At 71.4% G+C, this 26,070-nt stretch carries 31 protein-coding genes; 20 read left to right on the top strand and 11 right to left on the bottom strand.

The features are described 5' to 3' along the window. Nucleotides 1–44 precede the first annotated feature (44 nt). The 4 genes from AC0680_RS12475 to AC0680_RS12460 all read left to right on the top strand — a co-directional run bounded on the left by AC0680_RS12475 (nt 45) and on the right by AC0680_RS12460 (nt 5,661). On the top strand, nt 45–1,451 hold the full coding sequence (locus tag AC0680_RS12475; protein ID WP_478627396.1) for a cellulase family glycosylhydrolase: 1,407 nt from the start codon (nt 45–47) through the stop codon (nt 1,449–1,451). Between the two features lie 132 nt (nt 1,452–1,583). Continuing rightward, nucleotides 1,584–2,801: an FAD-dependent monooxygenase gene (locus AC0680_RS12470; protein ID WP_478627395.1), complete on the top strand. Its 1,218-nt coding sequence runs from the start codon at nt 1,584–1,586 to the stop codon at nt 2,799–2,801. 189 nt (nt 2,802–2,990) lie between these two features. Further along, nucleotides 2,991–3,959, top strand: a complete 969-nt coding sequence (locus AC0680_RS12465) for a cyclase family protein (RefSeq protein ID WP_478627394.1) — start codon at nt 2,991–2,993, stop codon at nt 3,957–3,959. A gap of 121 nt (nt 3,960–4,080) precedes the next feature. Beyond that, nucleotides 4,081–5,661 carry a GMC oxidoreductase gene (locus tag AC0680_RS12460; protein WP_478627392.1) on the top strand — a complete coding sequence of 527 codons (1,581 nt, stop codon included), beginning with the start codon at nt 4,081–4,083 and terminating at the stop codon, nt 5,659–5,661. A 10-nt stretch (nt 5,662–5,671) separates the two neighbouring features. Here AC0680_RS12460 and AC0680_RS12455 read toward each other — a convergent pair whose 3' ends face one another. Further along, nucleotides 5,672–6,712, bottom strand: coding sequence for a magnesium transporter CorA family protein (locus AC0680_RS12455; protein ID WP_478627389.1), 1,041 nt, complete (start codon nt 6,710–6,712; stop codon nt 5,672–5,674). 219 nt (nt 6,713–6,931) lie between these two features. Between AC0680_RS12455 and AC0680_RS12450 the strand changes: the two genes are divergently transcribed. Next, the gene (locus AC0680_RS12450) at nt 6,932–7,156 is read left to right on the top strand and encodes a hypothetical protein (RefSeq protein ID WP_478627386.1); all 225 of its coding nucleotides are present in this window, start codon (nt 6,932–6,934) and stop codon (nt 7,154–7,156) included. Between the two features lie 225 nt (nt 7,157–7,381). Continuing rightward, nucleotides 7,382–9,796 carry a phosphoketolase family protein gene (locus AC0680_RS12445; protein WP_478627385.1) on the top strand — a complete coding sequence of 805 codons (2,415 nt, stop codon included), beginning with the start codon at nt 7,382–7,384 and terminating at the stop codon, nt 9,794–9,796. Nucleotides 9,797–9,854: 58 nt separating this feature from the next. Here the strand turns inward: AC0680_RS12445 and ligD are convergent, their stop codons facing one another. Then, nucleotides 9,855–10,781, bottom strand: coding sequence for a non-homologous end-joining DNA ligase (ligD, locus tag AC0680_RS12440; protein WP_478627382.1), 927 nt, complete (start codon nt 10,779–10,781; stop codon nt 9,855–9,857). A gap of 208 nt (nt 10,782–10,989) precedes the next feature. On the opposite strand from ligD, the gene AC0680_RS12435 reads away from it, so the two are divergent. From AC0680_RS12435 to AC0680_RS12400, 8 genes are all read left to right on the top strand, one after another. Then, nucleotides 10,990–12,297: an NAD(P)/FAD-dependent oxidoreductase gene (locus AC0680_RS12435; RefSeq protein WP_478627662.1), complete on the top strand. Its 1,308-nt coding sequence runs from the start codon at nt 10,990–10,992 to the stop codon at nt 12,295–12,297. 123 nt (nt 12,298–12,420) lie between these two features. After that, entirely contained in the window at nt 12,421–12,744 is a 324-nt protein-coding gene (locus AC0680_RS12430) for a DUF6479 family protein (RefSeq protein WP_478627379.1), read from the top strand. Next, nucleotides 12,722–13,090: a low affinity iron permease family protein gene (locus tag AC0680_RS12425; RefSeq protein WP_384484210.1), complete on the top strand. Its 369-nt coding sequence runs from the start codon at nt 12,722–12,724 to the stop codon at nt 13,088–13,090. Before AC0680_RS12430 ends, AC0680_RS12425 begins: the two co-directional genes overlap by 23 nt. Further along, entirely contained in the window at nt 13,087–13,719 is a 633-nt protein-coding gene (locus AC0680_RS12420; RefSeq protein WP_478627376.1) for a diguanylate cyclase, read from the top strand. Before AC0680_RS12425 ends, AC0680_RS12420 begins: the two co-directional genes overlap by 4 nt. A 542-nt stretch (nt 13,720–14,261) precedes the next feature. Beyond that, nucleotides 14,262–14,924, top strand: coding sequence for an endonuclease (locus AC0680_RS12415; RefSeq protein WP_478627374.1), 663 nt, complete (start codon nt 14,262–14,264; stop codon nt 14,922–14,924). A gap of 68 nt (nt 14,925–14,992) precedes the next feature. Next, nucleotides 14,993–15,220 (top strand): DUF6458 family protein, encoded by a 228-nt coding sequence (locus AC0680_RS12410; protein ID WP_384426372.1) that lies wholly within the window; start codon nt 14,993–14,995, stop codon nt 15,218–15,220. 305 nt (nt 15,221–15,525) lie between these two features. Next, entirely contained in the window at nt 15,526–16,569 is a 1,044-nt protein-coding gene (locus tag AC0680_RS12405; protein WP_478627370.1) for a histone protein, read from the top strand. Between the two features lie 6 nt (nt 16,570–16,575). Beyond that, the gene (locus AC0680_RS12400; protein WP_478627367.1) at nt 16,576–17,529 is read left to right on the top strand and encodes an SRPBCC family protein; all 954 of its coding nucleotides are present in this window, start codon (nt 16,576–16,578) and stop codon (nt 17,527–17,529) included. Nucleotides 17,530–17,687: 158 nt separating this feature from the next. Here AC0680_RS12400 and AC0680_RS12395 read toward each other — a convergent pair whose 3' ends face one another. The 9 genes from AC0680_RS12395 to AC0680_RS12355 form a co-directional block, all read right to left on the bottom strand. Next, nucleotides 17,688–17,933: a CsbD family protein gene (locus AC0680_RS12395; protein ID WP_478627365.1), complete on the bottom strand. Its 246-nt coding sequence runs from the start codon at nt 17,931–17,933 to the stop codon at nt 17,688–17,690. Next, nucleotides 17,930–18,343, bottom strand: coding sequence for a gas vesicle protein K (locus AC0680_RS12390; protein ID WP_478627364.1), 414 nt, complete (start codon nt 18,341–18,343; stop codon nt 17,930–17,932). The genes AC0680_RS12395 and AC0680_RS12390 overlap by 4 nt, the downstream gene beginning before the upstream one ends. Further along, nucleotides 18,333–18,605 (bottom strand): gas vesicle protein, encoded by a 273-nt coding sequence (locus AC0680_RS12385; protein WP_478627363.1) that lies wholly within the window; start codon nt 18,603–18,605, stop codon nt 18,333–18,335. Before AC0680_RS12385 ends, AC0680_RS12390 begins: the two co-directional genes overlap by 11 nt. Next, nucleotides 18,602–19,411: a GvpL/GvpF family gas vesicle protein gene (locus AC0680_RS12380; protein WP_478627361.1), complete on the bottom strand. Its 810-nt coding sequence runs from the start codon at nt 19,409–19,411 to the stop codon at nt 18,602–18,604. Before AC0680_RS12380 ends, AC0680_RS12385 begins: the two co-directional genes overlap by 4 nt. Next, on the bottom strand, nt 19,408–19,860 hold the full coding sequence (locus tag AC0680_RS12375; protein WP_478627359.1) for a gas vesicle protein: 453 nt from the start codon (nt 19,858–19,860) through the stop codon (nt 19,408–19,410). Before AC0680_RS12375 ends, AC0680_RS12380 begins: the two co-directional genes overlap by 4 nt. Continuing rightward, complete coding sequence (locus AC0680_RS12370; protein ID WP_478627357.1) at nt 19,853–20,134, bottom strand: gas vesicle protein GvpG; 282 nt, start codon at nt 20,132–20,134, stop codon at nt 19,853–19,855. The genes AC0680_RS12375 and AC0680_RS12370 overlap by 8 nt, the downstream gene beginning before the upstream one ends. 9 nt (nt 20,135–20,143) lie before the next feature. Next, entirely contained in the window at nt 20,144–20,857 is a 714-nt protein-coding gene (locus tag AC0680_RS12365; protein ID WP_478627356.1) for a GvpL/GvpF family gas vesicle protein, read from the bottom strand. Between the two features lie 3 nt (nt 20,858–20,860). Continuing rightward, complete coding sequence (locus AC0680_RS12360; protein ID WP_478627354.1) at nt 20,861–21,343, bottom strand: gas vesicle structural protein GvpA; 483 nt, start codon at nt 21,341–21,343, stop codon at nt 20,861–20,863. 90 nt (nt 21,344–21,433) lie between these two features. Beyond that, a complete protein-coding gene (locus AC0680_RS12355; protein WP_478627352.1) occupies nt 21,434–21,847 on the bottom strand; it encodes a gas vesicle protein GvpO in 414 nt (137 codons plus the stop codon). Nucleotides 21,848–22,222: 375 nt separating this feature from the next. Between AC0680_RS12355 and AC0680_RS12350 the strand changes: the two genes are divergently transcribed. From AC0680_RS12350 to AC0680_RS12325, 6 genes are read left to right on the top strand one after another with little or no spacing between them, the layout of a single operon-like run. Continuing rightward, on the top strand, nt 22,223–22,399 hold the full coding sequence (locus AC0680_RS12350) for a hypothetical protein (RefSeq protein ID WP_384426393.1): 177 nt from the start codon (nt 22,223–22,225) through the stop codon (nt 22,397–22,399). After that, the gene (locus AC0680_RS12345) at nt 22,396–22,884 is read left to right on the top strand and encodes a monovalent cation/H+ antiporter complex subunit F (protein WP_478627351.1); all 489 of its coding nucleotides are present in this window, start codon (nt 22,396–22,398) and stop codon (nt 22,882–22,884) included. The genes AC0680_RS12350 and AC0680_RS12345 overlap by 4 nt, the downstream gene beginning before the upstream one ends. After that, complete coding sequence (locus AC0680_RS12340) at nt 22,877–23,146, top strand: hydrogenase subunit MbhD domain-containing protein (RefSeq protein ID WP_384426397.1); 270 nt, start codon at nt 22,877–22,879, stop codon at nt 23,144–23,146. The genes AC0680_RS12345 and AC0680_RS12340 overlap by 8 nt, the downstream gene beginning before the upstream one ends. Beyond that, nucleotides 23,143–23,901, top strand: coding sequence for an MnhB domain-containing protein (locus AC0680_RS12335; protein WP_478627349.1), 759 nt, complete (start codon nt 23,143–23,145; stop codon nt 23,899–23,901). The genes AC0680_RS12340 and AC0680_RS12335 overlap by 4 nt, the downstream gene beginning before the upstream one ends. After that, nucleotides 23,898–24,245: a sodium:proton antiporter gene (locus AC0680_RS12330; RefSeq protein WP_478627347.1), complete on the top strand. Its 348-nt coding sequence runs from the start codon at nt 23,898–23,900 to the stop codon at nt 24,243–24,245. Before AC0680_RS12335 ends, AC0680_RS12330 begins: the two co-directional genes overlap by 4 nt. Next, complete coding sequence (locus AC0680_RS12325; protein WP_478627344.1) at nt 24,242–26,047, top strand: complex I subunit 5 family protein; 1,806 nt, start codon at nt 24,242–24,244, stop codon at nt 26,045–26,047. The genes AC0680_RS12330 and AC0680_RS12325 overlap by 4 nt, the downstream gene beginning before the upstream one ends. Nucleotides 26,048–26,070: the final 23 nt, after the last annotated feature.

Raw genomic sequence — 26,070 nt, 5'->3', positions numbered from 1 at the left:
ACATCCGTTCGACAGGGCGTGTCGGCGTGCAGCGTGGGGGGACCATGGCCGGGTGCGGGTTCACGTTCAAGGCGGGAGCAGCCCTCGCCGCCGTCTTCGCGCTGCTCGCTCCGGCCGCGGCACGGGCCGACGCATCGCCGTCACCGCCGCCGCTCACCGACGACCGCGGGCGCACGCTCACCCTGCGCGGCTGGAACGTCGAGGACAAGACGCACCGCGGCGCCGACGCGCTCAGCGCCGTCACCGAACGGCACTTCCGCGACATGCACGACCAGGGGCTCGACTTCGCGCGCCTGCTGGTCTTCTGGGACGACCTGGAGCCGCGCCCCGGCCACTACAGCGCGCGCTACCTCCGGAAGATCGAGCGGATCCTGGACTGGGCCCACCGCTGGCGCATCCAGGTCGTCATCGACGCCCACCAGGACGTCTTCGGCCCCGAGTTCGGCCATCGCGGCATTCCCGAGTGGGCCACCCGCACCGACGGCCTGCCCTTCACCCCGCACCCGGAGGACTGGTTCGCGGAGTACTTCGAACCCGCCGTGCAGGCGGCGTTCGAGCACCTCTACGAGGACCGGGACCTCCGGCGGGCCCAGGCCCGTATGTGGCAGGTGCTCGCCCGGCGCCTGGCCCACCACCCCGCCGTGTTCGGGTACGACCTGATCAACGAGCCCATGGGGCGCCTCCGCGCGGGCGAGGACCTTCCGGCAGCCGCCCACCGCATCGAGTCCGAGCAACTGACCCCGATGTACGACCGGATCGCGGACGCCATCCGCACGGTCGACCGCCGCAGCAGGCTGTTCGTCGAACCGACCCCGATCGTCGGCGAGGGCCTGCCCACGGGCCTCGGCCGGATCGACGACCCCAGGGTCGTCTACGCACCGCACTTCTACAACGCCACCATGGAAGCGGGCGGCGACTACGACCCCTCGGCGCGCTGGATCGAGACCTACGAGAACACCGTCACCCGCTACCCGAGCGCCCAGCACATACCGGTCGTCATCGGCGAGTGGGGCCCCCGCGACAGCGCGCTGCCCAACATGGCGCGCTTCTACGGTGATGCCCTCTCCTCCCTCGACCGCTACAGCTCCGGTTGGGCGGGCTATGTGTGGTGCTACGGAGGCGGGTACTGCGCCGTCGGCGAGAACGGCCGCTTCCACGCCAACAAGGAGCAGACCGCGCGTCCCTATGCCCCTGCCGTCGCGGGCACGGTGCGCGAGCAGGGCTACGACCCCGCGGCGCGCACCTTCCGCCTCGTCTACGACTCCCCGGGTCGCCCCGGCGTCAGTGAGCTGTCCGCTCCGCCCGCTCCCGCGGGATGGCGGGTGTCGGTACGGGGCCCGGCGGTGGCCTGGCCGCGTACGGTGCCGGCGGGGGAGCGGGGCACGGTCCGGGTGCGGACGCAGCCGGGCGCCTCCGGGCGGGTCACCGTGACGGTGGCGGCACGGGGGTGAGCCCGTCCCCCTGGACAGCTGTCCGCACTCGTCAGCGCCCTGTCGGCGCTGTCACCGCCCTGTCGGTGCCTCGTCGGCGTCGTCGGCCAGTCTCGGACGTACCGAAATCCGCAGACTGATGAGGAGCCGGCAGTGTCCACAAGCCGCGAAACGAAGCACCCCGAGGGCCTGAGCGTCCTGATCTCCGGCGCCAGCATCGGCGGCCCCACTCTTGCGTACTGGCTGAACCGGTACGGGTTCCACGTCACGGTGGTGGAGCGGGCCGCCGGTCTGCGGCCCGGCGGACAGGCGATCGACGTCCGAGGCCCGGCGCTGGAAGTGGCCGAGCGGATGGGGGTACTGGAGGAGATACGCCGCCGGAGCACCGCGCTGCGCGGGATGTCGGTCGTCGATGACGACGGCAACGAACTGGCCAGGACCACCGAGCACACCGCCAGCGGTGGGCAGATAGACAGCCCCGACGTCGAGATCCTGCGTGACGACCTGGCGCGGATCCTGTTCACCGCGGGCGGCGACGGGATCGATTACCTCTTCGACGACTCCATCGCCACCCTGGAGCAGGACGACGACGAGGTCCGGGTGGTCTTCCGCAGTGGCACCGCACGCACCTTCGACCTGGTCGTCGGTGCCGACGGGGCGCACTCCCACACCCGGCGGCTCGTCTTCGGCGCGGAGGAGAACTACCTCCGGCACCTGGGCAGTTACCTGGGCGTGTGGTCGGCACCCAACCACCTCGGCCTGGACCGCTGGGAGGTGCTCTACCGCATGCGGGACGGCGATCAGTGGGGCGCCATGGTGATGAGCGTCCGGGACAACACGGAGGCACGCGTCTTCATCGGCATCGAGTCGGACCAGCCGCCCGCGCGGTTCCTCCCCCGCGACGTCATGGAGCAGAAGCGCCTGGTGGCCCGCGAGTACTCGGCTGCCGGTTGGGAGCTGCCGCAGCTGCTGAAGGAGATGTGGGACGCCCCGGACTTCCATCTCGACTCCGTGGCGCAGATCCACATGGATTCCTGGTCCCGTGGCCGGGTCGCTCTCCTCGGCGACGCGGGCTACTGCGCCTCGCCCTCCTCGGGCCAGGGCACCACCATGGCCATGGCCGCCGCGTATGTCCTGGCGGGCGAGCTGCGGGACGCGGCCGGCGACCACCATGCCGCCTTCGCCGCGTACGAACGGGAGTTGCGCGACTTCGTGGCCGCGAACCAGGAAATCGCCCTGGTCGCCCGAGCCCACATGCAGCAACAGCGCGCAGCGGACAGGGACCTGATCGAAGTGCTCCCCCGGCACGAGGAGGGGGACTTCGCGAGGGTCTTCAAGAAGATCGTCGCCTTCCGGCTCAAGGACTACTGATCCCGCGACGGCAAGGCACGGGGGGCCCGGGATGCGCGGAGGCGGGGGCCGGACGACAGTGGGAGATGAGCCCTGCGCCGGACGAGGAGGAGCTCACGTGACGACCGTACTGGCGGGACCGAACCGGCGGCGCGCACCGTTCCGCCCCCGTGAGCCGAGGCATCCCGCCTGACCAGGGCCGAAGCCACCATGAGCGGACAGTCGCACCCGGCCACGTCGCACTCCGGGGCGCCGCACGCCATGTCCGAGGCGGCCTTCCGCTCCCTGTACCGCCGGCTGCGCGACCAGGCCCGGGAGGGCCTGGACCAGCGGCGCGGCGCACTGGGCCGGCTCACGCCCGAGCATGTGGTGGCCGCTGCCGCCGAGGTCCGCTGCGGCCGCACCGTGTCGCTGGCCGCCCCCATCGAGACCAGGCCGGGGCCCGACAACCCGCAGCCCGCGTCCCACCAGATGACCGTGCCGGCGTACGACGGGAAGGACGGGCCCCGCGGGCTGCGGTTCGCCGTCGACCGGTTCGCCATGAACGTGCACGGGGACGCCGACAGCCACCTCGACGCGCTGTGCCACGTCGTCTTCGACGGCGAACTCTACGGCGGTGTCCCGGCGAGCACCGTGACACCGGACGGTGCCGGCGCGCTCACGGTGGACCTGGCGCGCGACGGCATCGTCGGTCGCGGCGTCCTGCTGGACGTCCCGCGCCTGCGGGGCGTGCCCTGGCTCGAACCAGGAGACCATGTCACCACCGACGACCTGACGGCGGCCGAGAGCGCGCAGCAGGTCACCGTCGGGCCGGGCGATCTGCTCTTCGTGCGCGTCGGGCACCGCCGTAGGCGCCGGAGCCGCGGTGCGTGGGACGCGGCGCAGGCCCGGGCGGGTCTCCATCCGACGGCGATGCGCTTCCTGGCGGAGCGGCACGTGGCGGCGCTGGGGTCGGACGGCAACAACGACACCGCCCCCAGCGCGGTGGCCGAGATCCCGTTCCCGGTACATGTGCTGGCCATGCACGCCATGGGGCTGCACCTGATGGACTACCTGGACTTCGAGGAACTGGCACCGGCGTGCGAGCGGCAGGGCCGCTGGCACTTCCTGTGCGTGATCGCCCCCCTGCGGCTGCCGGCGGCCACCGGCTCTCCGGTGAACCCGATCGCCGTGCTGTGACCGTGCCGGGGCGGACCGCTCCGGGTGCCGGGGGCCCGCCGGGCGTATACGTTCGAAGAGGGAAGGCTATGGCAGGCTCCGGCAACGGCTGGGGACCGCAGAAGCAAGGACGGTGGTCGCCATGGGCGACTCCTCCCACTACGACGTCATCGTCATCGGTACCGGCGCCGGCGGCGGCACGCTCGCCCACCGGCTCGCCCCCTCCGGCAAGCGGGTGCTGATCCTCGAACGCGGCGACTACCTGCGACGCGAACGCGACAACTGGGACTCCACCGCCGTGTTCGTCAGGGGCAAGTACCGGGCCGAGGAGTTCTGGCTCGACAGGCACGGCAACGAGTTCCCACCCGAGGTCAACTACTACGTCGGCGGCAACACCAAGTTCTACGGTGCGGCGCTGTTCCGGCTGCGTCCCGAGGACTTCGGCGAACTGCGCCACCACGACGGTGTCTCGCCGGCCTGGCCGATCGGTTACGACGAGCTGGAGCCGTACTACACCCAGGCGGAACACCTCTACCTGGTGCACGGCAGGCACGGCGAGGACCCTTGGGAAGGCCCGTGCAGCGGACAGTACGCCTACCCTCCGGTCGAACACGAGCCGCGCATCCAGCAGTTGAGCGACGATCTGGAAAAGCGGGGGCTGCACCCCTTCCACCTGCCCATCGGGGTCGACCTCACTCAGGACGAGAACGGCCAGGCCACCCACTCCAGCGTCTGCATCCGCTGCAACCGGGTCGACGGCTTCCCGTGCCTCGTCCGCGGCAAGTCCGACGCCCAGGTGATCTGCGTGGAGCCGGCGCTGCGGCACCCCGGCGTCGAGATGATCACCAGGGCCCGGGTGACGAGACTGGAGACCGACCCCACTGGGTGCAGCGTCACGGCAGTCGTCGCCCAACTCCCGGACGAGGAGCAGGTCCGGTTCTCGGCGGACATCGTGGTCGTGGCCTGCGGGGCGGTCAACTCCGCTGCCCTGCTGCTGGCTTCGGCGAACGACCAGCACCCCCGCGGACTGGCCAACGGCTCCGACGTGGTCGGCCGGCACTACATGCGGCACAACAACCTCGCCCTCATGGCCGTTTCGCACCAGCCCAACGACACCCAGTTCCAAAAGACCCTCGCCCTGCACGACTGGTACCTGGGCGCGGACGACTGGGACTACCCCCTAGGCGGAATCCAGATGCTCGGCAAGTCGGACGCCGAGCAGATCCACGGAGAGGCGCCGCGCTGGGCCGGGGCAGCGGCACCGGACATGCCCTTCGAGGTCCTGGCCCGTCACGCCGTCGACTTCTGGCTCTGCGGAGAGGACCTGCCACAGCCCGACAACCGGGTCACGCTGGACGGCGACGGCCGTATCCACCTCACGCTCGACGAGAACAACAACATCTCCGCCCTCAAGCGTCTGCGGTACAAGCTCGAGCACCTGCTCGGCCACCTGGGCATGCACGAACACCGCCTGCTGTCCCACAGCATCTACCTGCACAAGGGCATGCCGATCGGTGCCACCGCACACCAGGCCGGCACGGTGAGGTTCGGCGACGACCCCGCCTCCTCGGCGCTGGACGTCAACTGCAAGGCGCACGACCTGGACAACCTGTACGTCGTCGACACGAGCTTCTTCCCGAGCATCGGCGCGGTCAATCCGTCCCTGACGGCCATGGCGAACGCACTTCGCGTGGGCGACCACCTCATAGCCCGGCTCGGCTGACCGACCGACCTCACCGGCGTCCCGTCCGCCGCGCGTGCGGAGCCACCGTCCCTGCGGGCCTCCGTCGTTCCTCCGGACCCTCCTCGTCATGCAGCCTCCGCCAGATCTGGGTGCGGTGCAGCACATAGAGGGCGACGAACAGGACGGACGCCTGCAACCCGACGGCCAGCAGCCAGAAGACGGCCCGGCTCTCCAACTCGTTCGTCAGATAGCTGAAGTTCATTCCGAAGAACCCGGTCAGGAACGTCAGCGGCAGGAAGATCGTCGACACGATGGCGAGTCGATTGATCACGCCGTTCTGCTCGCCGGACACGAGGGAGGCATGGCTGGCGAACGCCCGCCGGGCGGCGTCCTGCAGGGACTCGATCTCGGTGAGCACCAGCCTGCTGGCGTGCTGGAACTCCCGGGCGAGCCGTTGGCGTTCCTCCGGGAAGCTGCGGCTCAACATCCTCCGGGTGAACAACTCGTCCGTGACCTGGAGGTAGGGCAGGAGGGAGTGGTGCAACAGGGCGGCGCGCCGTCGCAGCCTCGCCAGGCGGTAGATCTGCTCGGGGCTTCGTTGCTCGAACATCTCGTCCTCAAGGTCCTCCACCGCCAGGAGGGCCCGCACGGCGTCCCGGCGGAAGGTCTCCAGAGCATCCTGCAGCAGCAGGAAGAGCACGGCCGCGGTGTCGGGGGGCCGTTCCTGCCCCAGCCGTGCGGTCAGGCCCGCCAATGCCCGGACCGGTCCTCGGTGAACGGTGATCAGCTGCCGCTCGGTCACCACGGCATGGACATGGGTGACCTGGTCGCCGTCGATCACGGGCACGACGAAACCCGCCCGGTCACCGAGGAACTCGGCCCGCGCCGGTTCTCCCGCCCGGCCGAACCAGGTCAGCCGCTCGGGCTCCAGACCGAGCTGGTGGACGATCGGCTGTTCCTCGGGCGTCGGCTCGTCGGGGAGCTGGATGTCGACGAGCAGGAAGTCGGACTCGGCGAGACGTTGCCGCGCCTCGGGCATGTCGGTGCGAGTGACCATCCCTCCCGGCATCGACACCACGGATACGATCATCGCTCCTCACCGTCGTCACAAGGCCCGCAAGGCCCACAGCTCCCACGGTGCGCACGCTCCGGAGGGCTCCGCACGCGCAGGCACGCAAGCGCCGCCACGGGTGCCCCGGAAGAGTGAACGCTCCTCGGTGCGGTCCGCCCCTGCGCGGGCGTGGGGATCGAACAGGTCGGGGGGAATTCGGGGGGAATACCGAGCACGACGGCGAGGAAGGAGAGCGCCATGACTGCCTTCACTGCCATGACTGCCATCACTGCCCCCCGCGCCCTGGTCGCCCTCGCCACGGAGCCCGTTCCGGACGGCCCGGGCCCCGTGCCCAGCGCGCCCGATCCACTGCCGCGGGACCCGGTTCCCGCCGGGCCCGATCCCGGGGTGCCGGGTCCCGGCCGGGAGGAGCCGCCCGGTGCCCGACCCGACGAGGACCCGTCCCCCGAGCCGCCGGACTGAAGCGAGCGAACCGGCCGACACCGGTTGCCTGCGCTCCGCCGTCATCGCAAGGTGGGAGGAATGGCGCATGTTCGCCAGGTGGACGCCGGCTCACGGAGATCGCGCCCCTCCAGATCGGTGGCGACCGCCGAGCGCCGTTCCCGCACTAGGGCGGAAGCCGAACCGCTGCCCGCGCCGCGCGAGCTGTGATCGCACCTGCACACCCCTCTCGGTGAGGAGATGAGCATGCCCGACGCCCACCCACGGACCACGGCGGGCACCGTCCCCGCCCCGTCGGCGGCGGGGCCGCTCGACGCGGACGAGCTGCGAGGGCTGGACGCGCACTGGCGAGCGGCCAACTACCTGTCCGTCGGACAGATCTATCTGATGGCCAATCCACTGCTGACGGAGCCCCTGCGCCCCAAGCACATCAAGCCGCGACTGCTGGGCCACTGGGGCACCTCGCCGGGCCTGAACCTGGTGCACACCCACCTCAACCGCGTCATCAAGGCCCGTGAGCTGGACGCGCTGTGCGTGTGGGGCCCGGGACACGGCGGGCCCGCGGTGGTGGCCAATTCCTGGCTGGACGGCACGTACTCCGAGACGTACCCGGACGTCGGCCGGGACGGGGCGGGCATGGCGCGGCTGTTCCGGCAGTTCTCGTTCCCCGGCGGCATCCCCAGCCATGTCGCGCCGGAGACGCCGGGATCGATCCACGAGGGCGGCGAGCTGGGCTACTCGCTCGCGCACGCCTACGGTGCGGCGTTCGACAACCCGCGGCTGCTGGTCGCCTGCGTGGTCGGCGACGGGGAGGCGGAGACCGGGCCGCTGGCCGCGTCCTGGCACGCCACGAAGTTCCTCGACCCGGTGCACGACGGTGCGGTGCTGCCCGTCCTCCACCTGAACGGCTACAAGATCGCCAACCCGACGGTGCTCGCCCGGCTGCCGCAGGACGAGCTGAGCGCCCTGCTGCGCGGCTACGGCCATGAGCCGCTGCACGTCGCCGGCGACGACCCCGCCGCGGTGCACCAGGCGCTCGCCGCCGCCATGGACCACGCGGTGGACCGGATCGTCGACATCCAGCGCCGGGCGCGTACCGACGGCGCGACGGAGCGCCCCCGCTGGCCCATAATCGTGCTGCGGACGCCCAAGGGCTGGACCGGGCCGCGCGAGGTCGACGGACAGCCGGTCGAGGGCACCTGGCGATCGCATCAGGTCCCACTGGCCGGCGTCCGCGACGACCCGGAACATCTGCGGCAGCTGGAGGACTGGCTGCGCTCGTACCGGCCGGAGGAGCTGTTCGACGCGGAGGGCCGGCCACGGCCCGACGTGCTCGCCTGCGTACCCGAAGGGACACGGAGACTGGGTGCCTCGCCGCACGCCAACGGGGGCCTGCTGGTGCGTGACCTGCCGCTGCCGCCGCTGGAGCGGCATGCGGTGGAGGTCGACAAGCGCGGCAGTGTGCTGCACGAGCCGACCCGGGTGCTCGGCGGGCTGCTGGAGGCGGTCATGGCGGCCACCGCCGAGCGCCGCGACTTCCGGGTCATGGGCCCCGACGAGACCGCCTCGAACCGGCTGCAGGCGCTCTACGACGCCACCGGCAAGGCCTGGCAGGCCGAGACGCTCCCCACCGACGAGCATCTCGCACGGGACGGCCGGGTCATGGAGGTGCTCTCCGAGCACCTGTGCCAGGGATGGCTGGAGGGCTACCTGCTGACCGGCCGGCACGGGCTCTTCTCCAGTTACGAGGCGTTCGCCCACATCGTCGACTCGATGGTCAACCAGCACATCAAATGGCTGCGGACCGCCCGCCGGCTGCCCTGGCGGCGCCCCATCGCCTCATTGAACTACCTGCTCACCTCGCACGTCTGGCGGCAGGACCACAACGGCTTCTCCCACCAGGACCCGGGCTTCGTCGACCACGTCCTCAACAAGAGCCCCGAGGTGGTCCGGGTCTACCTGCCACCGGACGCCAACACCCTGCTGTCGGTGGCCGATCACGTGCTGCGCAGCCGCGACTACGTCAATGTGATCGTGGCCGGCAAGCAGCCGACCTTCGACTGGCTCACCCTCGACGAGGCCCGGGCGCACTGCGCACGCGGCGCCGGTGTGTGGGAGTGGGCCGGTACCGAGGGCGGCAGCCACGACCCGGACGTGGTGTTGGCCTGCGCCGGGGACGTCCCCACCCAGGAGACGCTGGCCGCCGCCGGTCTGCTGCGCCGGCACCTGCCGGAGCTGGCGGTGCGGGTGGTCAACGTCGTCGACATGGCCCGGCTGCTGCCGGCCGGGGAACACCCGCACGGCATGCCGGACTTCGAGTACGACGCCCTGTTCACCCCCGACAAGCCCGTCATCTTCGCCTACCACGGCTACCCCTGGCTGATCCATCGGCTCTGCTACCGCCGCACGGGCCACCGCGATCTGCACGTCCGCGGCTACAAGGAGGAGGGCACCACCACCACGCCCTTCGACATGGTCGTCCGCAACGACCTCGACCGGTACCGGCTGGTGATGGACGTGGTCGACCGGGTGCCGGGCCTCGGGGTCCGCGCCGTCGCACTCCGCCAGGAGATGGCGGACCTGCGCTACCGTCACCACGCCTGGATCCGCGAGCACGGCACCGATCTGCCGGAGGTCGCCGACTGGACCTGGACCGGCTGAGTCCGTGAAGGAGCCACGGGCGCTGGGGGAGGCGGCTCCGCTCGCCACGCGGCGCCGTTCAGCGCAGCTCGTCGAGCCGCATCCGGGCCGTGCGCAGGGACCGCCCGCGGCTCGACACCTCGGACCACGGCTTCGACCGCGCCTGCTCCAGGACGCCCGCCACATCCCTCAACGACCAACGCCGCGCGGTGAGCTGGGGATCGTCGAGCTGCCGACGGCTGATCGGCGCGGCGACCGGTGCACCCGGCTTCGCCCGCAGCGACCAGGGGGCGACGGCCGTCTGCGCATAGCCGTTGCGCTGCACGTCGAGGTAGAGCCGCGCGCCGCGCGCCTTCTTGCGCACGGCCGTGGTGAGCCGGTCCGGGTGCCGCTGCGCCAGCACCTCCGCCGCGTCCCGGGCGAAGCCGCGCACCGTGTCGAAGTCGCCCTTGCCGTCCAGCGGAACGATGACGTGCAGCCCTCTCGACCCCGTGGTCATCAGCGCGGCCGGCAGTCCGAGTTCGTCGAGCAGCCCGACGAGCGCCCGCGCGGCCTCGCGTACCGGCTCGAAGTCGGAGCCCGGCGGGTCGAGGTCGAACACCAGCCGGTCGGGGTGGTGGGGCCGCCCGGCGCGGGACAGCCAGCGGTGCGGGGTGAGGCAGGCCTGGTCGGCGAGGAAGAGCAGGGTGGCCTTGTCGTCGCAGACCGGGTGGGTGACGGTGCCGCCTTCCTTGGCTACCTCCGCCCGGCGGATCCAGTCGGGGTAGTGGTCGGGGGTGTCCTTCTGCATGAAGTGCGGGCCGTCCAGACCCTCGGGAAGCCGTTCCAGCATCAGCGGCCGGCCGCGGAGCTGCGGGACCATCGCCGCGGCCACCTGGCGGTAGTAGCCGACGACGTCGGCCTTGGTCAGGTCGTCGGCGGGGAACAGCACCTTGTCCGGCCGGTGGATGCGCACGGTCCGGCGGCCCGCGCGCACCGTGTCCATGTCGCTGTCCGTGGTGTCCATGCGGGCGGGCGTACCCGCTGGGCGGCGCCGTACGCTCCGGCGTCCGGGTGGCGGTGCGTCCCTTTGCCCGGTTGGTTGAGTAACGAGCCCGCCAACGGGCACGCGACGCCTTCAGGAGCAAGGTGGGGAGGAGTGCCCCTGCCCCTGCTCCTGATTCGACACACCCTCGACCGCAGGAGTCCACGTGACGCGACGTCGCCCTCGGATCGTGATCGTCGGAGCCGGTTTCGCTGGCTACCACTGTGCCCGTACGCTCTCCCGGCTGGCCAAGGGAGCCGCCGAGATCGTGCTGCTCAACCCCCTCGACTACTTTCTGTACGTCCCGTTGCTGCCCGAGGTGGCGGCCGGAATCCTCGAACCGCGCCGGGTGTCGGTGTCGCTGACCGGCACCTTGCCGGACGTCCGCCTGGTCCTCGGGCAGGCCCACAACGTCGACCTCGATGCCCGCCGGGTGGCCTACACCGACGCCGAGGACCGGGAAGGGACCCTGTCGTACGACCGGCTGGTACTGACCGTCGGCAGCGTCAACAAGCTGCTGCCCGTCCCCGGTGTCGCCGAGCACGCCCACGGCTTCCGGGGGATGCCCGAGGCGCTGTACCTGCGCGACCACATGACCCGCCAGATCGAGCTGGCCGGTGCGTCCGACGACGAGGACGAACGGGCGGCCAGGTCCACCTTCGTGGTGGTCGGCGCCGGGTACACCGGCACCGAAGTCGCCGCCCACGGCGTGCTGTACACCGAAGCGCTGGCCCGTCAGAACGCCCGGTTGCGGGAGGGACCCCGGCCGCGTTGGCTGCTGCTGGACGTCGCCGACCGGCTGCTGCCGGGACTCGACGAGCGGCTGTCCCGCACCGCCGACTGGGTGCTGCGCGCCCGCGGGGTGGACGTCCGTACCGGCACCTCCGTCAAGGAGGCGACGGCGGACGGGGTGCTGCTCGACGACGGTGGGTTCGTCGCCAGCCGCTCGCTGATCTGGTGCGTGGGCGTACGCCCCGACCCGCTGGTCGACTCCCTGGGACTGCCCACGGACAAGGGGCGGCTGTGCGTCGACGAGTACCTGAACGTCCCGGGGCGACCCGAGGTGTTCGCCTGCGGTGACGCCGCGGCCGTACCGGATCTGACCCGTCCGGGCGAGGTGACGCCGATGACCGCCCAGCACGCCCAGCGGCAGGGCAAGGTCGCGGCCCGCAACGTCGCGGCCTCCTGCGGCAGGGGCGCCCCACGCGCCTACGAACACCACGACCTGGGCTTCATGGTCGATCTCGGCGGGATCCAGGCCGCCGCCAACCCCCTGCACCTGCCGATCTCCGGCCCGCTGGCCGGCGCCGTGACGCGCGGTTACCACCTCTTGGCGATGCCCGGCAACCGCGTCCGGGTGGCCGCCGACTGGCTCCTGGACGCCGTGCTGCCCCGCCAGGGCGTCGGGCTCGGCCTGGTCGCCCCCTGGTCGGTGCCCCTGGACACCGAGTCGCCCGAGGTGGCCCGACTGCCACGCGGCACGACGGGGACCGCATAGCAGCGACCGCGCTGCAAGGACGCATGGCAAGGACGCACAGAAGGACGCATGGCAAGGGCCGATCCGCCCTGTACGCGTGGCGCTCGCCTCGTGGGGCGGCCGCCCTGGAAGGAGACTGTGACCGTGACTGCGACTGTGGCTGCATCGAATCCGGACCTGTCCGAACAGCTGGCCGCTCCCGCCGGGGCGAGTGAGGTACTCCTCGTCGTCGGGGGTGTCGTCCTGGTCGCCGTGCTGCTTGCCGCCTTCGCCTGGGGACGGCGCCTCAAGGCCCGTGAACCCGGTCCGCCCCGTCCCGAGGAGCAGCCGAGGCTGCCGGAGAGCGGCCCGGTCGGCGACGTCGTCCAGAGCCGGGAGCCCGACGCGTTCCCCCGAACGGAGCAACGGCTCACCCCGCACGAGCTGAAGGACAACGGCGGTACCCATGACTCTTCGTCACCCCGCTAGCCGAGGCGGCGAGCGGCGGGGCCGCTTCGCCGAGCTGGCCGAGAAGGCATCGCTGTTCACCAGCTCCCCCGCCTTCTTCGTCGTCTGCCTGGCGCTGGTCGCCCTCTACGTGGCCGTCCACCTCGCGCATCTCTCCGTGGAGTGGCAGCTGCTGGCGGGCGATGCCATGACGGCGGTCACCCTCCTTCTCCTCGCGCTGCTGAAGAACTCCGAACTGCGCGCCGAACACGCCATCCAGCGCAAGCTGGACGCCCTGGCCACAGCCCTGCTGGAAGAGCACGAGAAGAAGGACGGCCAAGCCGCCGAGGACCTCAAGAAGGTCATCCGCCTGGAGGACGAGACATGACGCGGCACCGCATCGCCCGAGTTTGGCGGACCTGGCGTCGGCCGCCCGACCTCTCCGTCCCGGCCGGGGCCGTGGACGTGGAGAGCGCCAACCGCCGCTTCCTGATGTACGGCGTGCTGCCGCTGTGGTTCGTACCGTCGGTGGCCGACTGGACCATGCATCGGCGCAGCCGTATCGAGTCCACCACCGGAGTGCGCGAGTCGGCGCTCCATGCGCTGATGATGGCGGAGGCCGGGGTGCCGGTCGCGCTGGGGCTACTGGCCAGGGTCAATCCGCTGGTGCTGTCGGTGATGGGCGGCGCGGCACTGGCCCACGGCGCCACCGCGTTGTGGGACGTGAGAACGGCCGTCGAGGAGCGGGAGGTCCGCCCCCTGGAGCAGCACATTCACAGCTTTCTCGAAGTGCTGCCGCTCACGGCCCTGGCGTTCCTGGGAACGCTCCACGCCGACCAGGTCCGTCGCCTCCTCCGCGGCGCCCGGGATGCCGACGACTGGAAGCTGCTGCCCAAGTCTTCCCCGCTGCCCGCCCGGTACTTGGCCGGGTTCGGGCTCGGTGTGGGCCTGTGTGTGGCACTGCCGTACGCCGAGGAAATGATCCGCTGCCTCAAGGCGGCCCGTCGCCATGGATGACGTCGGGGGCCCGGGCGGCGTGCGGGCGCGCCGGAGGGCCGGGCGGAGCGGTGCCCGGCGGGCCGGTGTGCGGGGCGGGGCGCGGATCGGGGGCCGGGCCGGGCGTGGGACCTGGCGTCGGGGGAGCCGGGTTGGGCGGCACCGGATCCGGTTCGGGGCGTGGCGGGGGCGGCGGCACCGGGTCGGGGCCGGGTGCGGGGACCGGTCCGGGACCGGGACCCGGCTGCGGACCCAGCGGGCCGGGTTCCGGCCCCGGCGTGGGCGGGACCGGATCCGGGCGGGCGGGGCCGGCCGGCCCCGGGGGTTGCGGCACTGTCATGTCGTCCTCCGTCCGATGGGAAGAGCGTTCCATCCACCGTACGACGGACGGCGCCGGGGCCCGGAAGTCCCGTCGGCTCACGGCACGCAGTCACCCGTACGTCCGTGCCTGCGCAGGCACCCCTTTGGGCGGGACACGGGTGGCCTCCCAGAGGCGCAGGGGTGGTTTCGGTACGGCGGGGACGGCGGCACGGACCGCACCGTCGCATTTCGAGGAGGCGGCCATGAGCGCGGACGGTAAGCGACGAGCCCTGGTCCGGGCCCTGTTGGACCGGTACGGCGAGACCTATGCCGAAGAGTGCGGCATCAGGCTGCGAAACACCCCGCAGCCGCTCTACCAGCTCCTGGTGCTGGCCGATCTGCTCAGTACGCGGATTCGCGCCTCGGTGGCCGTCGCGTCGGCGAGGGCCCTGTTCGACGGAGGAATGAGAAACCCGCGGCGGATGCTCGACGCCACCTGGCAGCAGCGCGTGGACGCGCTCGGCGAGGGCGGCTACCGGCGCTATGACGAGAGCACCGCCACCCGGCTGGGGAAGGGGGCCGAGCTGCTGCTGGGCGAATGCCGCGGCGATCTGAGGAGGCTGCGGGAGGCGGCCGGCGGCGATGCCGGTGAGCTGCGCCGGGCGCTTCAGAAACTGCCGGGCATCGGGCCTACGGGATCCGCCATCTTCCTGCGCGAGGTGCAAGGGGTCTGGACGGAGTTCGCTCCGTTTCTCGATCCGAAGGCGGTGCAGGGCGCGGAGCGGCTGGGGCTACCGGGCGACCGTACGAGGCTCGCCCGGCTGGTCACGACGGACGAGGCGGCCGCGTTCGCCTCGGCGTTGGTGCGCGCGGCGCTGGACCGGGAGGTCGCCGAGGAGGTGCGGGAGGCCGCTGGAGCCGGGTAAGTCGCCTGCTTCAGGGTAGGCGGTTCGCAACGGAAGCAATGGGCACACCAGTTACGGAGGCTGACACGATGGGTATCGGCGGGTGCATCGGTCTGCTCGCGGTGGGGGCCATCCTCACCTTCGCGGTGGACTGGCACATGGCCGGAGTCAACCTCGACCTTGTGGGCGTCATTCTGATGGCCGTCGGCGTCATCGGCCTGGCGGCGTACGTGAGCATCCTCAAGCGGCGGCGTACCCAGCCGCCCTCCCCTGGCGCACCAGTGGTCGACGTCGAGGACAACCGCTACTACAAGTAGCCGCGTGAACGCCGGCCGATGACCGTCGTCGGACCGGTGACCGCGACCCGGGCGGCCTGGCTGCCCAGTTGCCTGCCGAGGACGGAAGGGCAACGGCACCGTCCGGAAGCGCGATGCCAAATCCCTCGGAAACGCGAACGGCTCCGGGAAGGCCCTGGTCGGGCCCTTCCCGGAGCCGTTCACTCATTTGGCCTAACGCCCCGGATCTCCACCTTCGGACCGTTCGAGATGCGCGGGTCGCGACACGCCTCACTCTGGAAGGGAGGCGCCGATCGGCAGCACCGCCGGGAGAAGGTAACGCATCCATGAACGACGGAACCAAGATCATGCTCGCCGCAGCACTGGCGGGTGGGTACGTACTGGGCCGAACGAAGAAGGGCCGGTTCGCCCTCACGGCTGCCTCCTATCTCGCCGGGCGGCAGTTCGGACTGCAACCGCGCCAGCTGCTGGCCGAGGGCGTACGGCGGCTCGGCGAGGTCCCCCAGGTCGCGGAGCTGGGGGAGCAGCTGCGCGGAGAGGTCATGGACGCCGGCCGGCAGGCCCTGGCGACCGCCGCCAATCGTCGTCTGACCGACCTTGCCGATTCGCTGCACGACCGCACCCGCCAGCTCGAAGGCGGTGGGGCCCCGGAGGAGGAAGAGGGGGAAGAGGCGGAAGAGGAGGAGGGGGAGTACGAGGAGGAAGGCGGGCCTGAGGAGGAGTACGAGGAGGGCGAGGAGGAGGAAGAGGAGCCCGAGGAGGAGGAAGAGGAGCCCGAGGAGGAGTACGAGGAGGGCGAGGAGCCGGAGGAAGAAGAGCCCGAGGAGGAAGAGCCCGAGGAAGAAGAGCCGGAGGAAGAGGCCGAGGAGCGGCCGCGCCGCCGCGGCCGCCGGCGCACAGAGCGGGCGGAGCCGGCGAAGGCGGCCCGGCGGCGGCCGTCGGCCGAACCCGCCGCGCGGAAGAAGGCTCCCGCAAAGAAGAAACCGGCCAAGAAGGCCGAACCCGAGAAGGCCGCCGCGAAGAAACGCCCGGCCAAGAGGACCGCCGCGAAGAAGACCGCCGCGAAGAAGGCTCCGGCCAAGAAAGCGCCGGCCAAGAAGGCCGCCGCGAAGAAGGCTCCCGCGAAGAAGGCCGCCGCGAAGAAGAGCACGGCGAAGAAGGCTCCGGCCAAGAAGGCCGCCGCGAAGAAGACCGCGGCAAAGAAGGCTCCCGCGAAGAAGAGCACGAAGCGGACAGCGAAGAAGACCGCCAAGTCGACCACGAGGAAATCCACCGGACGAGCCACGAAGAAAACGGCTCAGCGGCCGGCCAAGAAGTCCGCCAAGAAGACCACGAAGAAGACGACGTCGCGCGCTACGGGCCGGAGGTGACCAGGAATGGCCAAGACCGAACAGGGCAACGTGGACTCGGGGGTCGAGCGACTCCGCGAGGAGCTCGGTGACTTCCTCACGGCGTGGGCCGGGAATCTGGCCGAACGTGCCGGCGACAAGCTGGGTGATGTGACGGAGCAGCTCACCGACGTCGCCAAGAACGGCGGGTCACTGTCCTCCATCGGAGCCGGCCTGCTCCAGGGGGATTCCCCCCTCAAGGCCGTGCTGACCGGGAAGGCGAAGGACGTCAAGGACAAGGTGCTGGAGAAGGCGAAGGATGCCCTGGGCGGTGGGAAGGGCAGCGGCTCGGGGAGCCAGAAGGTCACCAATATCGTCGAAGTGCTCGATGTCGGTGTGTCGTTGCGCACCGCCTACGACTACTGGACGCAGTACGACAAGTTCAGCAGCTTCACCAAGGGCGTCCGCAATGTGTCGATGAACGACGAGACGGCCAGTGACTGGAAGGTGAAGGTCGGCCCGTCGACGCGGAGCTGGAAGGCGACCGTCCAGGAGCAGATACCGGATGACCGCATCGTTTGGACGTCCGAAGGCAGCAAGGGGTCGACCCGTGGTGCGGTCAGCTTCCACGAGCTGGCGCCGAATCTCACCCGCATCGTGCTGGTCGTCGAGTACTACCCGTCGGGGTTCTTCGAGAAGACCGGCAATCTGTGGCGTGCCCAGGGCCGGCGGCTGCGGCTGGACTTCAAGCACTTCCAGCGTTATGTGACGTTCGCGGACGAGGCGCCGGAGGGCTGGCGCGGTGAGGTGCGCGACGGCGAGGTCGTACGGACCCACGAAGAGGCCATGGAGGAGGAAGAGGGCGAGGGGAACGAGGACGAGGAGGGTTACGAGGAGGGCGAGGAGGAGGAAGACGGCGGGGACGGCGAGCAGGAGGAGGCCGACGAAGAGGAAGACGAAGAGGAGGAGGACGAGGGCGAGGAGGAAGACGAAGAGGAGTGAAGGGCTCGCTCTCCGCCCCGCCCAAGAGCCCGCTCCCCGTGCCTGGGGACCGCTTTCCCGCCCGACGCCCGCGGTTCACTCGTGCCCGCGGCCCCCTGAGGGAAGTTCCACCTCTTCCACCTCTTCCTCCACCTCTTCCGCCTCCCCCGCCCCGAAGGTCAGTGCTTGAACGGGTGCTTGCCCCTTTCCACGGCCTGCTTCATCTTCCCCTTGATCTGCTCGGCCTTTCCCTTCTGTTCCACTTGGGTGTCTCCGCGCACCTTTCCGATGACTTCCTTGACCTTCCCTCCGGCCATTTCGCCGAGATTCTTGGTCTTCTTTCCGATACCCATGGTGTGCTCCAGTCGAGTCCGTCTTCGTTCGGTGGTCATTGGCATTGACGTGTGGCGGTCATCGGTCGTCATTCGGACGGTGGCAGCAAGGTGCCCAGCGGACCGAGGTCCAGATTGAGGTCCTGCATGGTCAGGTCGTACCGCGCACAGAGCTCCACCATCCGGCTGTGCAGGATCATCAGCGTCGCCCCCAGCCGTTCCTCCTGCTCCTCGGTGAGGTCGCCGGCGTCGACGCGTTGCAGGGCCTGGCGCTCCATGAGCTGCCGCAGCAGTTCGACGAGGGTGAGGACGAGCTTGACCAGGTCCCGTTCCACGGTGTCGGGGTCGGTGCTGACCCGGTGTGCGGGCCGGTGCCGCGCCGCGCCGGGCGGGGGCAGGGTGTCCTGCGGCGCCGCGGGCAGCAGCCGGAAGGCGCGGGTCGCCGCCTCGGCGACGTCGTCGAAGCGGGTGCCGTGCCGGGGGTCGCCGCCGTCACTCGTCATGGCCGCCTCGCAGGGCCGCGCCTGCGGGTGCGAGGGCGGCGGACCAGGGGCCGGGGTTCTCCTCACTGATGGCGACGATGAGTGCGCGCAGCGAGATGCGTACCAGGTCAATGTCGGCTATGGACAAGACGATGTCCCCGGTGAGCACCACACCGCCGCTGAGCAGCCGGTCCAGCAGGTCGATCAGCGCGATCTGCCGGTCCGGCAGCGGCTCGTCCGCGGTCGTCCCGGGTGCGGCCGGCGGACCGCCCGCGGCCCTCACGGCGCGGCTCTCTTCAGCGGTCCGGCTTCGGCGGGGGTGGCGAAGGAGTAGGGGGCCCAGGGCCCGGTGACCTCGACGCGTACGCCGGTCAGCCCCTCGGCGACCCGCAGCACGTCGGTACGGAATCCCTCCGCGTGCCGCTGTGGGACGAGGTAGGCGTCGTTGACGACGTTCTCGCCGGGGCCGCGGGCCAGTTCGCCCTGCTGCGGCCGGTGCTGGACCCGGTCGACCGCGTAGGCACGCGCGGCGTCCTCCACCCGCCGGGCGGCCTGCTCGGCTTCACGGTAGGCGTCGTCGCGCGCGTGCCGCTGTGCTCTGCGGTGGCTGAGGTAGGCCCGGCCGGGGCTCAGCCCGGTGTCCGGTGGAGGCTCGTCCGGCTGTCCGGCCGCCGCCTCGACGTAGATCTTGACGCCCCACTCCACATGTGCGTCCAGCGCCGAGAGCCGTTCGGTGAACGCCGGCCGGCGGTCCTCGAGCATCAGCCGCACCCGTTCGTCGTCGAGGTAGACGGTGGCCAGCCGGAGCGGCAGGACGGTGGTGCGGGCGGCCAGCGCCTCGATGACCCTGTGGTGGGCGCGGGCGACCGACTCCAGCCATTCCAGGTCCTCCAGGTGGGCCCGCAGCGCGTCCTCCTCGAAGTCCTGCGCGGGCACCGGGCTCACCGCGACGACCACGTCGGCGTCCTGCCCCGTGCGCACCAGCCGCACCGGCGCGTCGGCCACCCCCGGGAGTCCGGCGAGCGCGTCCTCCAACGAGCCGTCGGGGTCCCGTGCCACGGCGTACGCATAGCTGACGGTGCCGGTCACGGCTCGTCCCGCTTCGTCTTGCGGGTGTCGGTGCCGGTCCGCTTGCCGCCGGTGGTCCGCGACGACTTCGAGGCACGCGACGTCTGCCGCCGCTCCTCGGCCGGCGGCAGTTCGGCGTCCTCGCGCAGCTCCGCGATCTCGGCGCGCAGCCGCTTGTTCTCCTCGGCGAGTGAGTGGTAGCCGTCGGAGGCTCGGGACGAGAGTGCCGGGTCGTGCTCCCACCAGTCGATGCCCATCTCCTTGGCCTTGTCGACGGAGGCGACCAGCAGCCGCAGCTTGATGGTGAGCAGCTCGATGTCCAGCAGGTTGATCTGGATGTCGCCGGCGATGACGATGCCCTTGTCCAGCACCCGCTCCAGGATGTCGGCGAGGTTGGCCGAGGAGCCCTGGCCGTACGGGGTCGCCCTGGACGGGTAGTCGCCCAGCCTCCTGGCAACGGGTTCACTCACGGTCGCTCCCCTCGATGCCCGGGTCGGACGCGGTGCCCTGGAGGTGGGCCCGGATCTCGTCCAACTGGTCCAGCAGTTCGTCCTCGCGCCGGTCGAAGGTCTCCTCGTCGATCTCGCCCGCCAGGAGCCGGCGCTCCAGCTCGGCGAGTTCCCGCTCGACGGGCCCGGGGTCGTACGCCTCGCGCTCCGCGGCCTCGACCACCCGTTCCATGACCCAGGCCACCCCCCGTACCGGTGCCAGCGGAAGGGTGGCGAGGTGCGTCAACAGGCCCATGGGGACTCCCTAGACGAAGCTGTAGGCGGGCAGCGGGCCGCGCAGCCGCAGTTCGAAGTCGCTGCCCAGTTCGTCGGCGAGCTCCTTCTCGGCGGTACGGAAGCGGTCCGCGTGGTCCTCGTCCACCAGGAACGACACGTTCAGGAAGTCGTCGCCGGTGGGCTCGGACACGCGCTCCTCGCGGGCGAGGCCGCGCAGCGCCTCGACGACCGAGGCGGCGAGCCGGTCCTGGCGGGCCTGTACTTCCTGGGCGACCATCTCACCGAGAGCGACCGATGCGTCGGGCCCGGCGAGGCCGCTGATGATCTGCTCGTTGAGGTCGCGTGCCTGTTCGGAGTCGAGGAGGATCTGGCGCAGCAGGGCGTCCTCGTCCTGGGCGGCCTTCAGGTGGTATTCGGCACAGCGCTCAAGGGCCTGCAGCCGTTCGGTGAAGCGCTCGGCCCGCTCCTCCAGCACCGCGCGTACCGCGTCGTCGTCCGTGGTGGTGAAGCCGAACTGCAGGGGCAGGACCGTACCGTCGGACATCAGCCGTTCCTGGACGGCCTGGTGGGCGGCGAGGTCGCGTCGTTTGGCCCGGAGTTCTTCGGGGGCGTCGCTGACGACGGCGGACAGCTCGCCGGCCGCCACGGTGCGCAGTACGGTCGGCGGATCGCCCACGCCGTCGACGCCGTCGAGGCGTTGTGGATGCGTGGTCGCGACGATGGAGTAGACGTAGACGGGCATCGCTCATTCCTTCCGGTGCCGCACGGATCGACGGGCCGGCCGCTCCCGCTTCCCGGCGGGCTCCTTCTGCCGCTCCTCGGCTTCCTCGTGACCTTCGTCGTCCTCCTCGCTCTCGTCGTCCCCGCTCCTGCCCTTGAGGGCGTCGGTCACCGCTTCCGCGGCTCCGCTGAGCGCCCCCTTGGCCTTGCCGTGGGAGCCGCCCTCGGTCACTTCGCCGACGATGTCCGTCAGCTCGCTGGGCTTCTTGTTCCCGGCCTCCAGGTCGAGGCGGTTGCAGGCTTCGGCGAAGCGCAGATAGGTGTCCACGCTCGCCACGACGATGCGGGCGTCGATCTTCACCAGCTCGATGCCCACCAGCGACACCCGTGCGAAGACGTCGATGACCAGACCGCGGTCCAGAATCAGGTCGAGCACGTCGTAGAGGTTGCCGGAGCCGCCTTGGCCGCCCCTGGCGATGGTTCCTTCTCCCTGCGGCACCAAAGTCACGGTGCCTCCCTTCACCGGCTCACCCCGCTCGTGGAGCGGCCGTGTTCCTCGTCCGGCGAACGGGGCGGCGGAGCGGTACCCGGAGCCACCTCATCTGCGGGGGTCGATCTGCCCTCGGGTGTAGCGGCGGGTGCGCTCGTACGCCATCAGTTCGCCCTCCTCGTCCAACGTCACCCGGTAGCTCGCCATCACGCTGGTGGTCCCGGGGACGCGTTCCAGTTCCATGACTTCCACGTCCGCCTGCCAGCCGTCCGCCGTCGGTTTCACCGCGGAGACGGATTCGGGCGCCTTGCCCAGCAGCTCCTGGAGTTGCTGGGCCGCACGCCGAAGGGCCTGCGATGCCGAAACGCGGCGGGCCGCGCGCTTCGTTCCGTCCTCGCTCGTCCGGCTGCCGCCCTGTGTACCGCTGCTCTTCCCGGCGGTCTTGCGAGCGGTCTTGTCGCCGGTCCTCCGGCTGGACGGACGCCGACCCGGCGCCGTCCCGCCCTCTTCACCTGCGGCCATATTCCTGCTCCGATGTCGGAGACGGCATGCTGCCCGCGCCAGATCAAAAGACGCCATTACATGGTATATGGTGCATTTGCTTGAATATTTGACAAATCTGGGGGAGTCTCGGGAGGTCTTACGGAGTTCCCAGAGGAGCGTTGCGGTCCGTGGCGCCCCCGTGACGCCCCGCGTCGCCGCATGGCGGCACCGTCACCGGACCCCACCGGATCACTCCGGGCGACTGCCGGTAGCCGCGTGTGCGCCCGCACCGGACCCCGGCCACCGCGTGAGCCGCGCACTCCGACGGCGTAACGCGCGGCGCGGTGACGGGGCGGCCCCGGCCCCGCATGTGAGCCTGTGGCCGGGATCCGGTCGGCAGGAGGTGCGTACGCGGTGACCCGGCAGCTGGCGGCGAGCGCCGAACTCATCGGCTGGTGGGCGGCGTTGACACTGCTGTGGATCGTGCTCATCGGCCCGGTCGACGCACTGGAGTGGATCGTGGGCGCTGCGGCCGGGCTGATCGCCGCCGGTGCGGCACGCGGGGCGCGGCGCGCGGCCGGCGGCCGGTGAACGGCTGGACCGCCGCGGGCACGGCGCTGCTGCTGTGCGGCGTCACCCCGGCCGCGTACGGCGCGGCCTCCGGGCCGGTCGGGCGCCGGGTTCCCGCGCAGAACCTGGCGACCACGCTCCTCTCCCTGGTCTTCCTGCTGCTGGCCCAGGGCTTCGGCCGCACCGCCTACGTCGACACCGCGCTGGTGCTCTGCGTGCTGGGGCCGGCCGGCACTCTGCTCTATGTGCGGCTGCTCGCCGACCGGTTGGCCGCCGGTCCGCCGCGGCCGCGCCCGCTGCTCGCGACGACCGGGCTGAACTACTGCGCGGTGGTGGCGGTGGTGGTGCCGTTGGGCATCGCCACCGGCCCCGGCCGAGCGCTGCTGAAACTGCTGGTGATCGGCGCGCTGTTGGTGCTGGGCAGCAGGGTGGCGAGGCACGCGCTGACCGCCGTCGCCGCGGACGACGGGCGGCCCGCGCCCGCTGAGGGGGCGCCCGATGGCTGACGACCTGCCCGTGCTGCTCGGGCTGCTGCTGGTGGCCGCGGCCGGGACCGGCACCGTGCTGGTCCGCGACCCGGTACGCCAGTCCTTCCTGTTGTCGCTGCTCGGGCTGGCGCTGGCCACCCTCTTCCTGCTGCTGCAGGCCCCCGATGTCGCGCTCTCCCAGCTGGCGGTCGGCTCGGTGCTGACGCCGCTGATGGTGCTGCTGACCGTGCGGAAGGTACGGCGCAGGGCGCGCAGCGAGCGCCGGGAGGAACGGGCATGAGCATGCGGTTGCGGCTGTGGGTCATGGCCCTCGGCGGGCTGGGCACGGCCGTGTTCTTCGCCCTCGCCTGCTGGGGTCTGCCCCCGTTCGGCGGGCGCTGGCATCCGTACGGCGACCGGGCGGTGCGGGCGGCGCTCGCCCGGCACACCGCCAACACCGTCTCCTCGGTCAACTTCGACCAGCGGGCCTTCGACACGCTCGGCGAGGAGTCCATCCTCTTCGGCGCGGTCGTGGGCACCGTGGTCCTGCTCCGCCAGACCCGTGACGAACACCGCCTGCCGCCCGAACCGGCCGGGGTCGCCCCACCCGTGCGCCGCTACGCCCTGCTCGCGCTGCCGGTCACCCTCCTCATCGGCCTGTACGTCATCGCACACGGCCAGCTCAGCCCGGGCGGCGGCTTCCAGGGCGGGGTGGTGGCGGCGACCGCGCTGCATCTGCTCTACATCGCGGTGGACTACCGGGCGCTGGAGCGGATCAGGCCGGTGGGCCGGTACGAGGTGGCGGACGCGGCCGGCGAGGCCGCCTATGTCCTCGTGGGCGCCGCCGGGCTGCTGGTGGGGGCGGCCTTCCTCGCCAACTTCCTTCCGCTCGGCACCTTCAACACGCTCGCCTCCGGCGGCACCGTCCCCCTCCTCAACGCCGCCATCGGCGTGGAGGTCGCGGCCGGGGTCGTGGTGCTGCTGGCCCGCTTCCTGGACCAGGCGGTGGAGATCGAGAACGGGCAGGGCGACGACCGGGCGGAGGCCGGGACATGAGCGTGTTGCCTTACCTGATCGCGGGGTGGCTGTTCCTGATCGGCTGTTACGGGCTGGTGACCAGCCGCAATCTGCTGCACGCGGTGGGTTGTCTCGCGGTCTGCCAGTCCTCGACGTATGTGCTGCTGCTCACCGTCGGCTACCGGCGCGGCGGCACCGCCCCGGTCTTCTCCGACCTCACCCCCGGCTCCCGTCCGGTCGTCGACCCCGTCGTCCAGGCCCTCGCCCTCACCGACATCGTCATCGGGGCGACCGTCACCGCGCTGCTGCTCGCCCTGGTCATCCAGGTCGCCAAGCGGCACCGGACGGTCGACCCCGACGAGCTCTCGGAGCTGCGGGGGTGACCGTCGCACAGGTCCTGCCGCTGATCGTCGCCACCCCGCTGTTCGGCGCGGCGGTGCTGGTCGGGGCCGGTCGGCGGCTGCCGCGGTACCTCGCCGAGACCCTGGGGTGTCTCTTCGCGGCGGCCACCGCGGCGCTGGCCCTGTACGCCTCGGCCGCCACCCCCTCGTCCACCGCGCGGCCCGTGGAGTGGGTGGGCGGGTGGCGGCCGCACGGCGGGGCGAGCGTGGGCATCGTGCTGGTCGGCGACCGGATCGGGCTCGGGCTCGCCACACTGGTCTCGCTGCTGGTACTGGCCGCCCTGGCCTACGCCTGGCGGTTCTTCGACGAACCGCCGCGCCGCCATGCCGGTTCCTTCCCCGGGCTGGTGCTGCTCTTCCAGGCGGGCATGTGCGGTTTCGTGCTCACCGGGGACCTCTTCAACGCCTTCGTCTTCTTCGAGCTGATGGGCGTCGTCGCCTACGCGCTGACCGGTTACCGCGTCGAGGAGGCCCGTGCCGTCCAGGGCGCCCTGGTGTTCGGCGTGGTCAACTCCCTCGGCGGATACGCCACGTTGCTGGGCATCGGACTGCTCTACGCCCACACCGGCGAACTCGGTCTGGCCCAGATCGGTGCGGCGCTGGACGCCCACCCCGGTGGCGGCCCGGACGCGCCGACGGCCGCCGCGTTCGTGCTCGTCGTCACCGGGCTGCTGGTCAAGGCCGCCGCGGTGCCGTTCCACTTCTGGCTGGCCGATGCCCATGCGGTCGCGCCCACACCGGTGTGCATGCTGCTGTCGGGGGTGATGGTCGAGCTGGGTCTCTACGGTACGGCCCGGGTCTACTGGACGGTGTTCGCCGGTCCCGGAGGTCTTCCGGCGCCCGACGCGCACCGGGCACTGCTGACCCTCGGGGTGCTGACGGCCGCGATGGGCGCGGTGCTGTGCTGGCAGCAGCGTCATCTCAAGCGCCTGCTCGCCTACTCCACGGTGGCGCACACGGGGCTGTTCCTCATCGGTCTGGCGATGCTGACCCCGGAGGGCGTCGGCGGTGTCGCCCTGTACGTCCTCGCCCATGCCGGTGTGAAGGCCGCGCTCTTCGCCTGCGTGGGGATCCTGCTGGACCGGTTCGGCAGCGTCGACGAGCACCAGCTGCACGGCGCGGGCCGCGAACTGCCCTGGGTGGCGGTGATGTTCGCGACGGGCGGCCTGGCACTGGCCGGGCTGCCGCCGTTCGGCACCGGCCTCGGCAAAGCGGTCGTGGAGGAAGCGGCCGGCAGCTGGGCGACCGCGCTGTTCGTCCTGGTATCGGCGGTGACCGGCGGCGCCGTGCTACGGGCCGGAGCCCGGGTGTTCCTCGGCCTGGGCACCCGTCCGCCCGATGCCCCGGAGGAGACGACCGGGAAGGCGGAGGAACCGGAGACCCGGGGCGGGCGGCTGTCGCGGATCCCGGACAGCATGCTCGTGGTACCCGTGTTGCTGCTCGCCGGCGCGCTCGCGGTCGGCCTGGTCCCCGGCCTGTGGGCCGGCGCGGGCCAGGGTGCCGACGCCTTCACCGACCACGGCGGCTACCTCGCGGCCGTGCTGTACGACCGGCCGGAGGAGCCCGCACCCACGCCCTCACCGCACTGGACGACGCCCGGTGTGCTGTGGGACCTGCTGGCCACCGCCCTGGCCGTGACGCTCGCATGGCTGGCCGTACGGCGGCCGACAGGTGAACCGGCTCGCTGGTCCACCGCACTGCGGCGGCTGCACTCCGGGCATGTGGGCGACTACGTGGCCTGGTTCCTCGCGGGCATCACCCTGCTGGGGTTGCTCATCGTCTGACGGACCCCTCTCCGTGTCGCGCC

It is taken from the genome of Streptomyces sp. NPDC043738 (genome assembly GCF_056436545.1).
The sequence above is the reverse complement of the archived record's forward strand: the minus strand, read 5'-3'. Positions and strand labels throughout refer to the sequence as shown.

Coding starts and splice junctions, on each gene's coding strand:
- AC0680_RS12475 (WP_478627396.1), top strand. CDS start 45: ATGGCCGGGTGCGGGTTCACGTTCAAGGCGGGAGCAGCCCTCGCCGCC.
- AC0680_RS12465 (WP_478627394.1), top strand. CDS start 2,991: ATGAGCGGACAGTCGCACCCGGCCACGTCGCACTCCGGGGCGCCGCAC.
- AC0680_RS12460 (WP_478627392.1), top strand. CDS start 4,081: ATGGGCGACTCCTCCCACTACGACGTCATCGTCATCGGTACCGGCGCC.
- AC0680_RS12455 (WP_478627389.1), bottom strand. CDS start 6,712: ATGATCGTATCCGTGGTGTCGATGCCGGGAGGGATGGTCACTCGCACC.
- AC0680_RS12450 (WP_478627386.1), top strand. CDS start 6,932: ATGACTGCCTTCACTGCCATGACTGCCATCACTGCCCCCCGCGCCCTG.
- AC0680_RS12445 (WP_478627385.1), top strand. CDS start 7,382: ATGCCCGACGCCCACCCACGGACCACGGCGGGCACCGTCCCCGCCCCG.
- ligD (WP_478627382.1), bottom strand. CDS start 10,781: ATGGACACCACGGACAGCGACATGGACACGGTGCGCGCGGGCCGCCGG.
- AC0680_RS12425 (WP_384484210.1), top strand. CDS start 12,722: ATGACTCTTCGTCACCCCGCTAGCCGAGGCGGCGAGCGGCGGGGCCGC.
- AC0680_RS12420 (WP_478627376.1), top strand. CDS start 13,087: ATGACGCGGCACCGCATCGCCCGAGTTTGGCGGACCTGGCGTCGGCCG.
- AC0680_RS12415 (WP_478627374.1), top strand. CDS start 14,262: ATGAGCGCGGACGGTAAGCGACGAGCCCTGGTCCGGGCCCTGTTGGAC.
- AC0680_RS12410 (WP_384426372.1), top strand. CDS start 14,993: ATGGGTATCGGCGGGTGCATCGGTCTGCTCGCGGTGGGGGCCATCCTC.
- AC0680_RS12405 (WP_478627370.1), top strand. CDS start 15,526: ATGAACGACGGAACCAAGATCATGCTCGCCGCAGCACTGGCGGGTGGG.
- AC0680_RS12400 (WP_478627367.1), top strand. CDS start 16,576: ATGGCCAAGACCGAACAGGGCAACGTGGACTCGGGGGTCGAGCGACTC.
- AC0680_RS12395 (WP_478627365.1), bottom strand. CDS start 17,933: ATGACGACCGATGACCGCCACACGTCAATGCCAATGACCACCGAACGA.
- AC0680_RS12390 (WP_478627364.1), bottom strand. CDS start 18,343: ATGACGAGTGACGGCGGCGACCCCCGGCACGGCACCCGCTTCGACGAC.
- AC0680_RS12370 (WP_478627357.1), bottom strand. CDS start 20,134: ATGGGCCTGTTGACGCACCTCGCCACCCTTCCGCTGGCACCGGTACGG.
- AC0680_RS12365 (WP_478627356.1), bottom strand. CDS start 20,857: ATGCCCGTCTACGTCTACTCCATCGTCGCGACCACGCATCCACAACGC.
- AC0680_RS12355 (WP_478627352.1), bottom strand. CDS start 21,847: ATGGCCGCAGGTGAAGAGGGCGGGACGGCGCCGGGTCGGCGTCCGTCC.
- AC0680_RS12340 (WP_384426397.1), top strand. CDS start 22,877: ATGGCTGACGACCTGCCCGTGCTGCTCGGGCTGCTGCTGGTGGCCGCG.
- AC0680_RS12335 (WP_478627349.1), top strand. CDS start 23,143: ATGAGCATGCGGTTGCGGCTGTGGGTCATGGCCCTCGGCGGGCTGGGC.
- AC0680_RS12330 (WP_478627347.1), top strand. CDS start 23,898: ATGAGCGTGTTGCCTTACCTGATCGCGGGGTGGCTGTTCCTGATCGGC.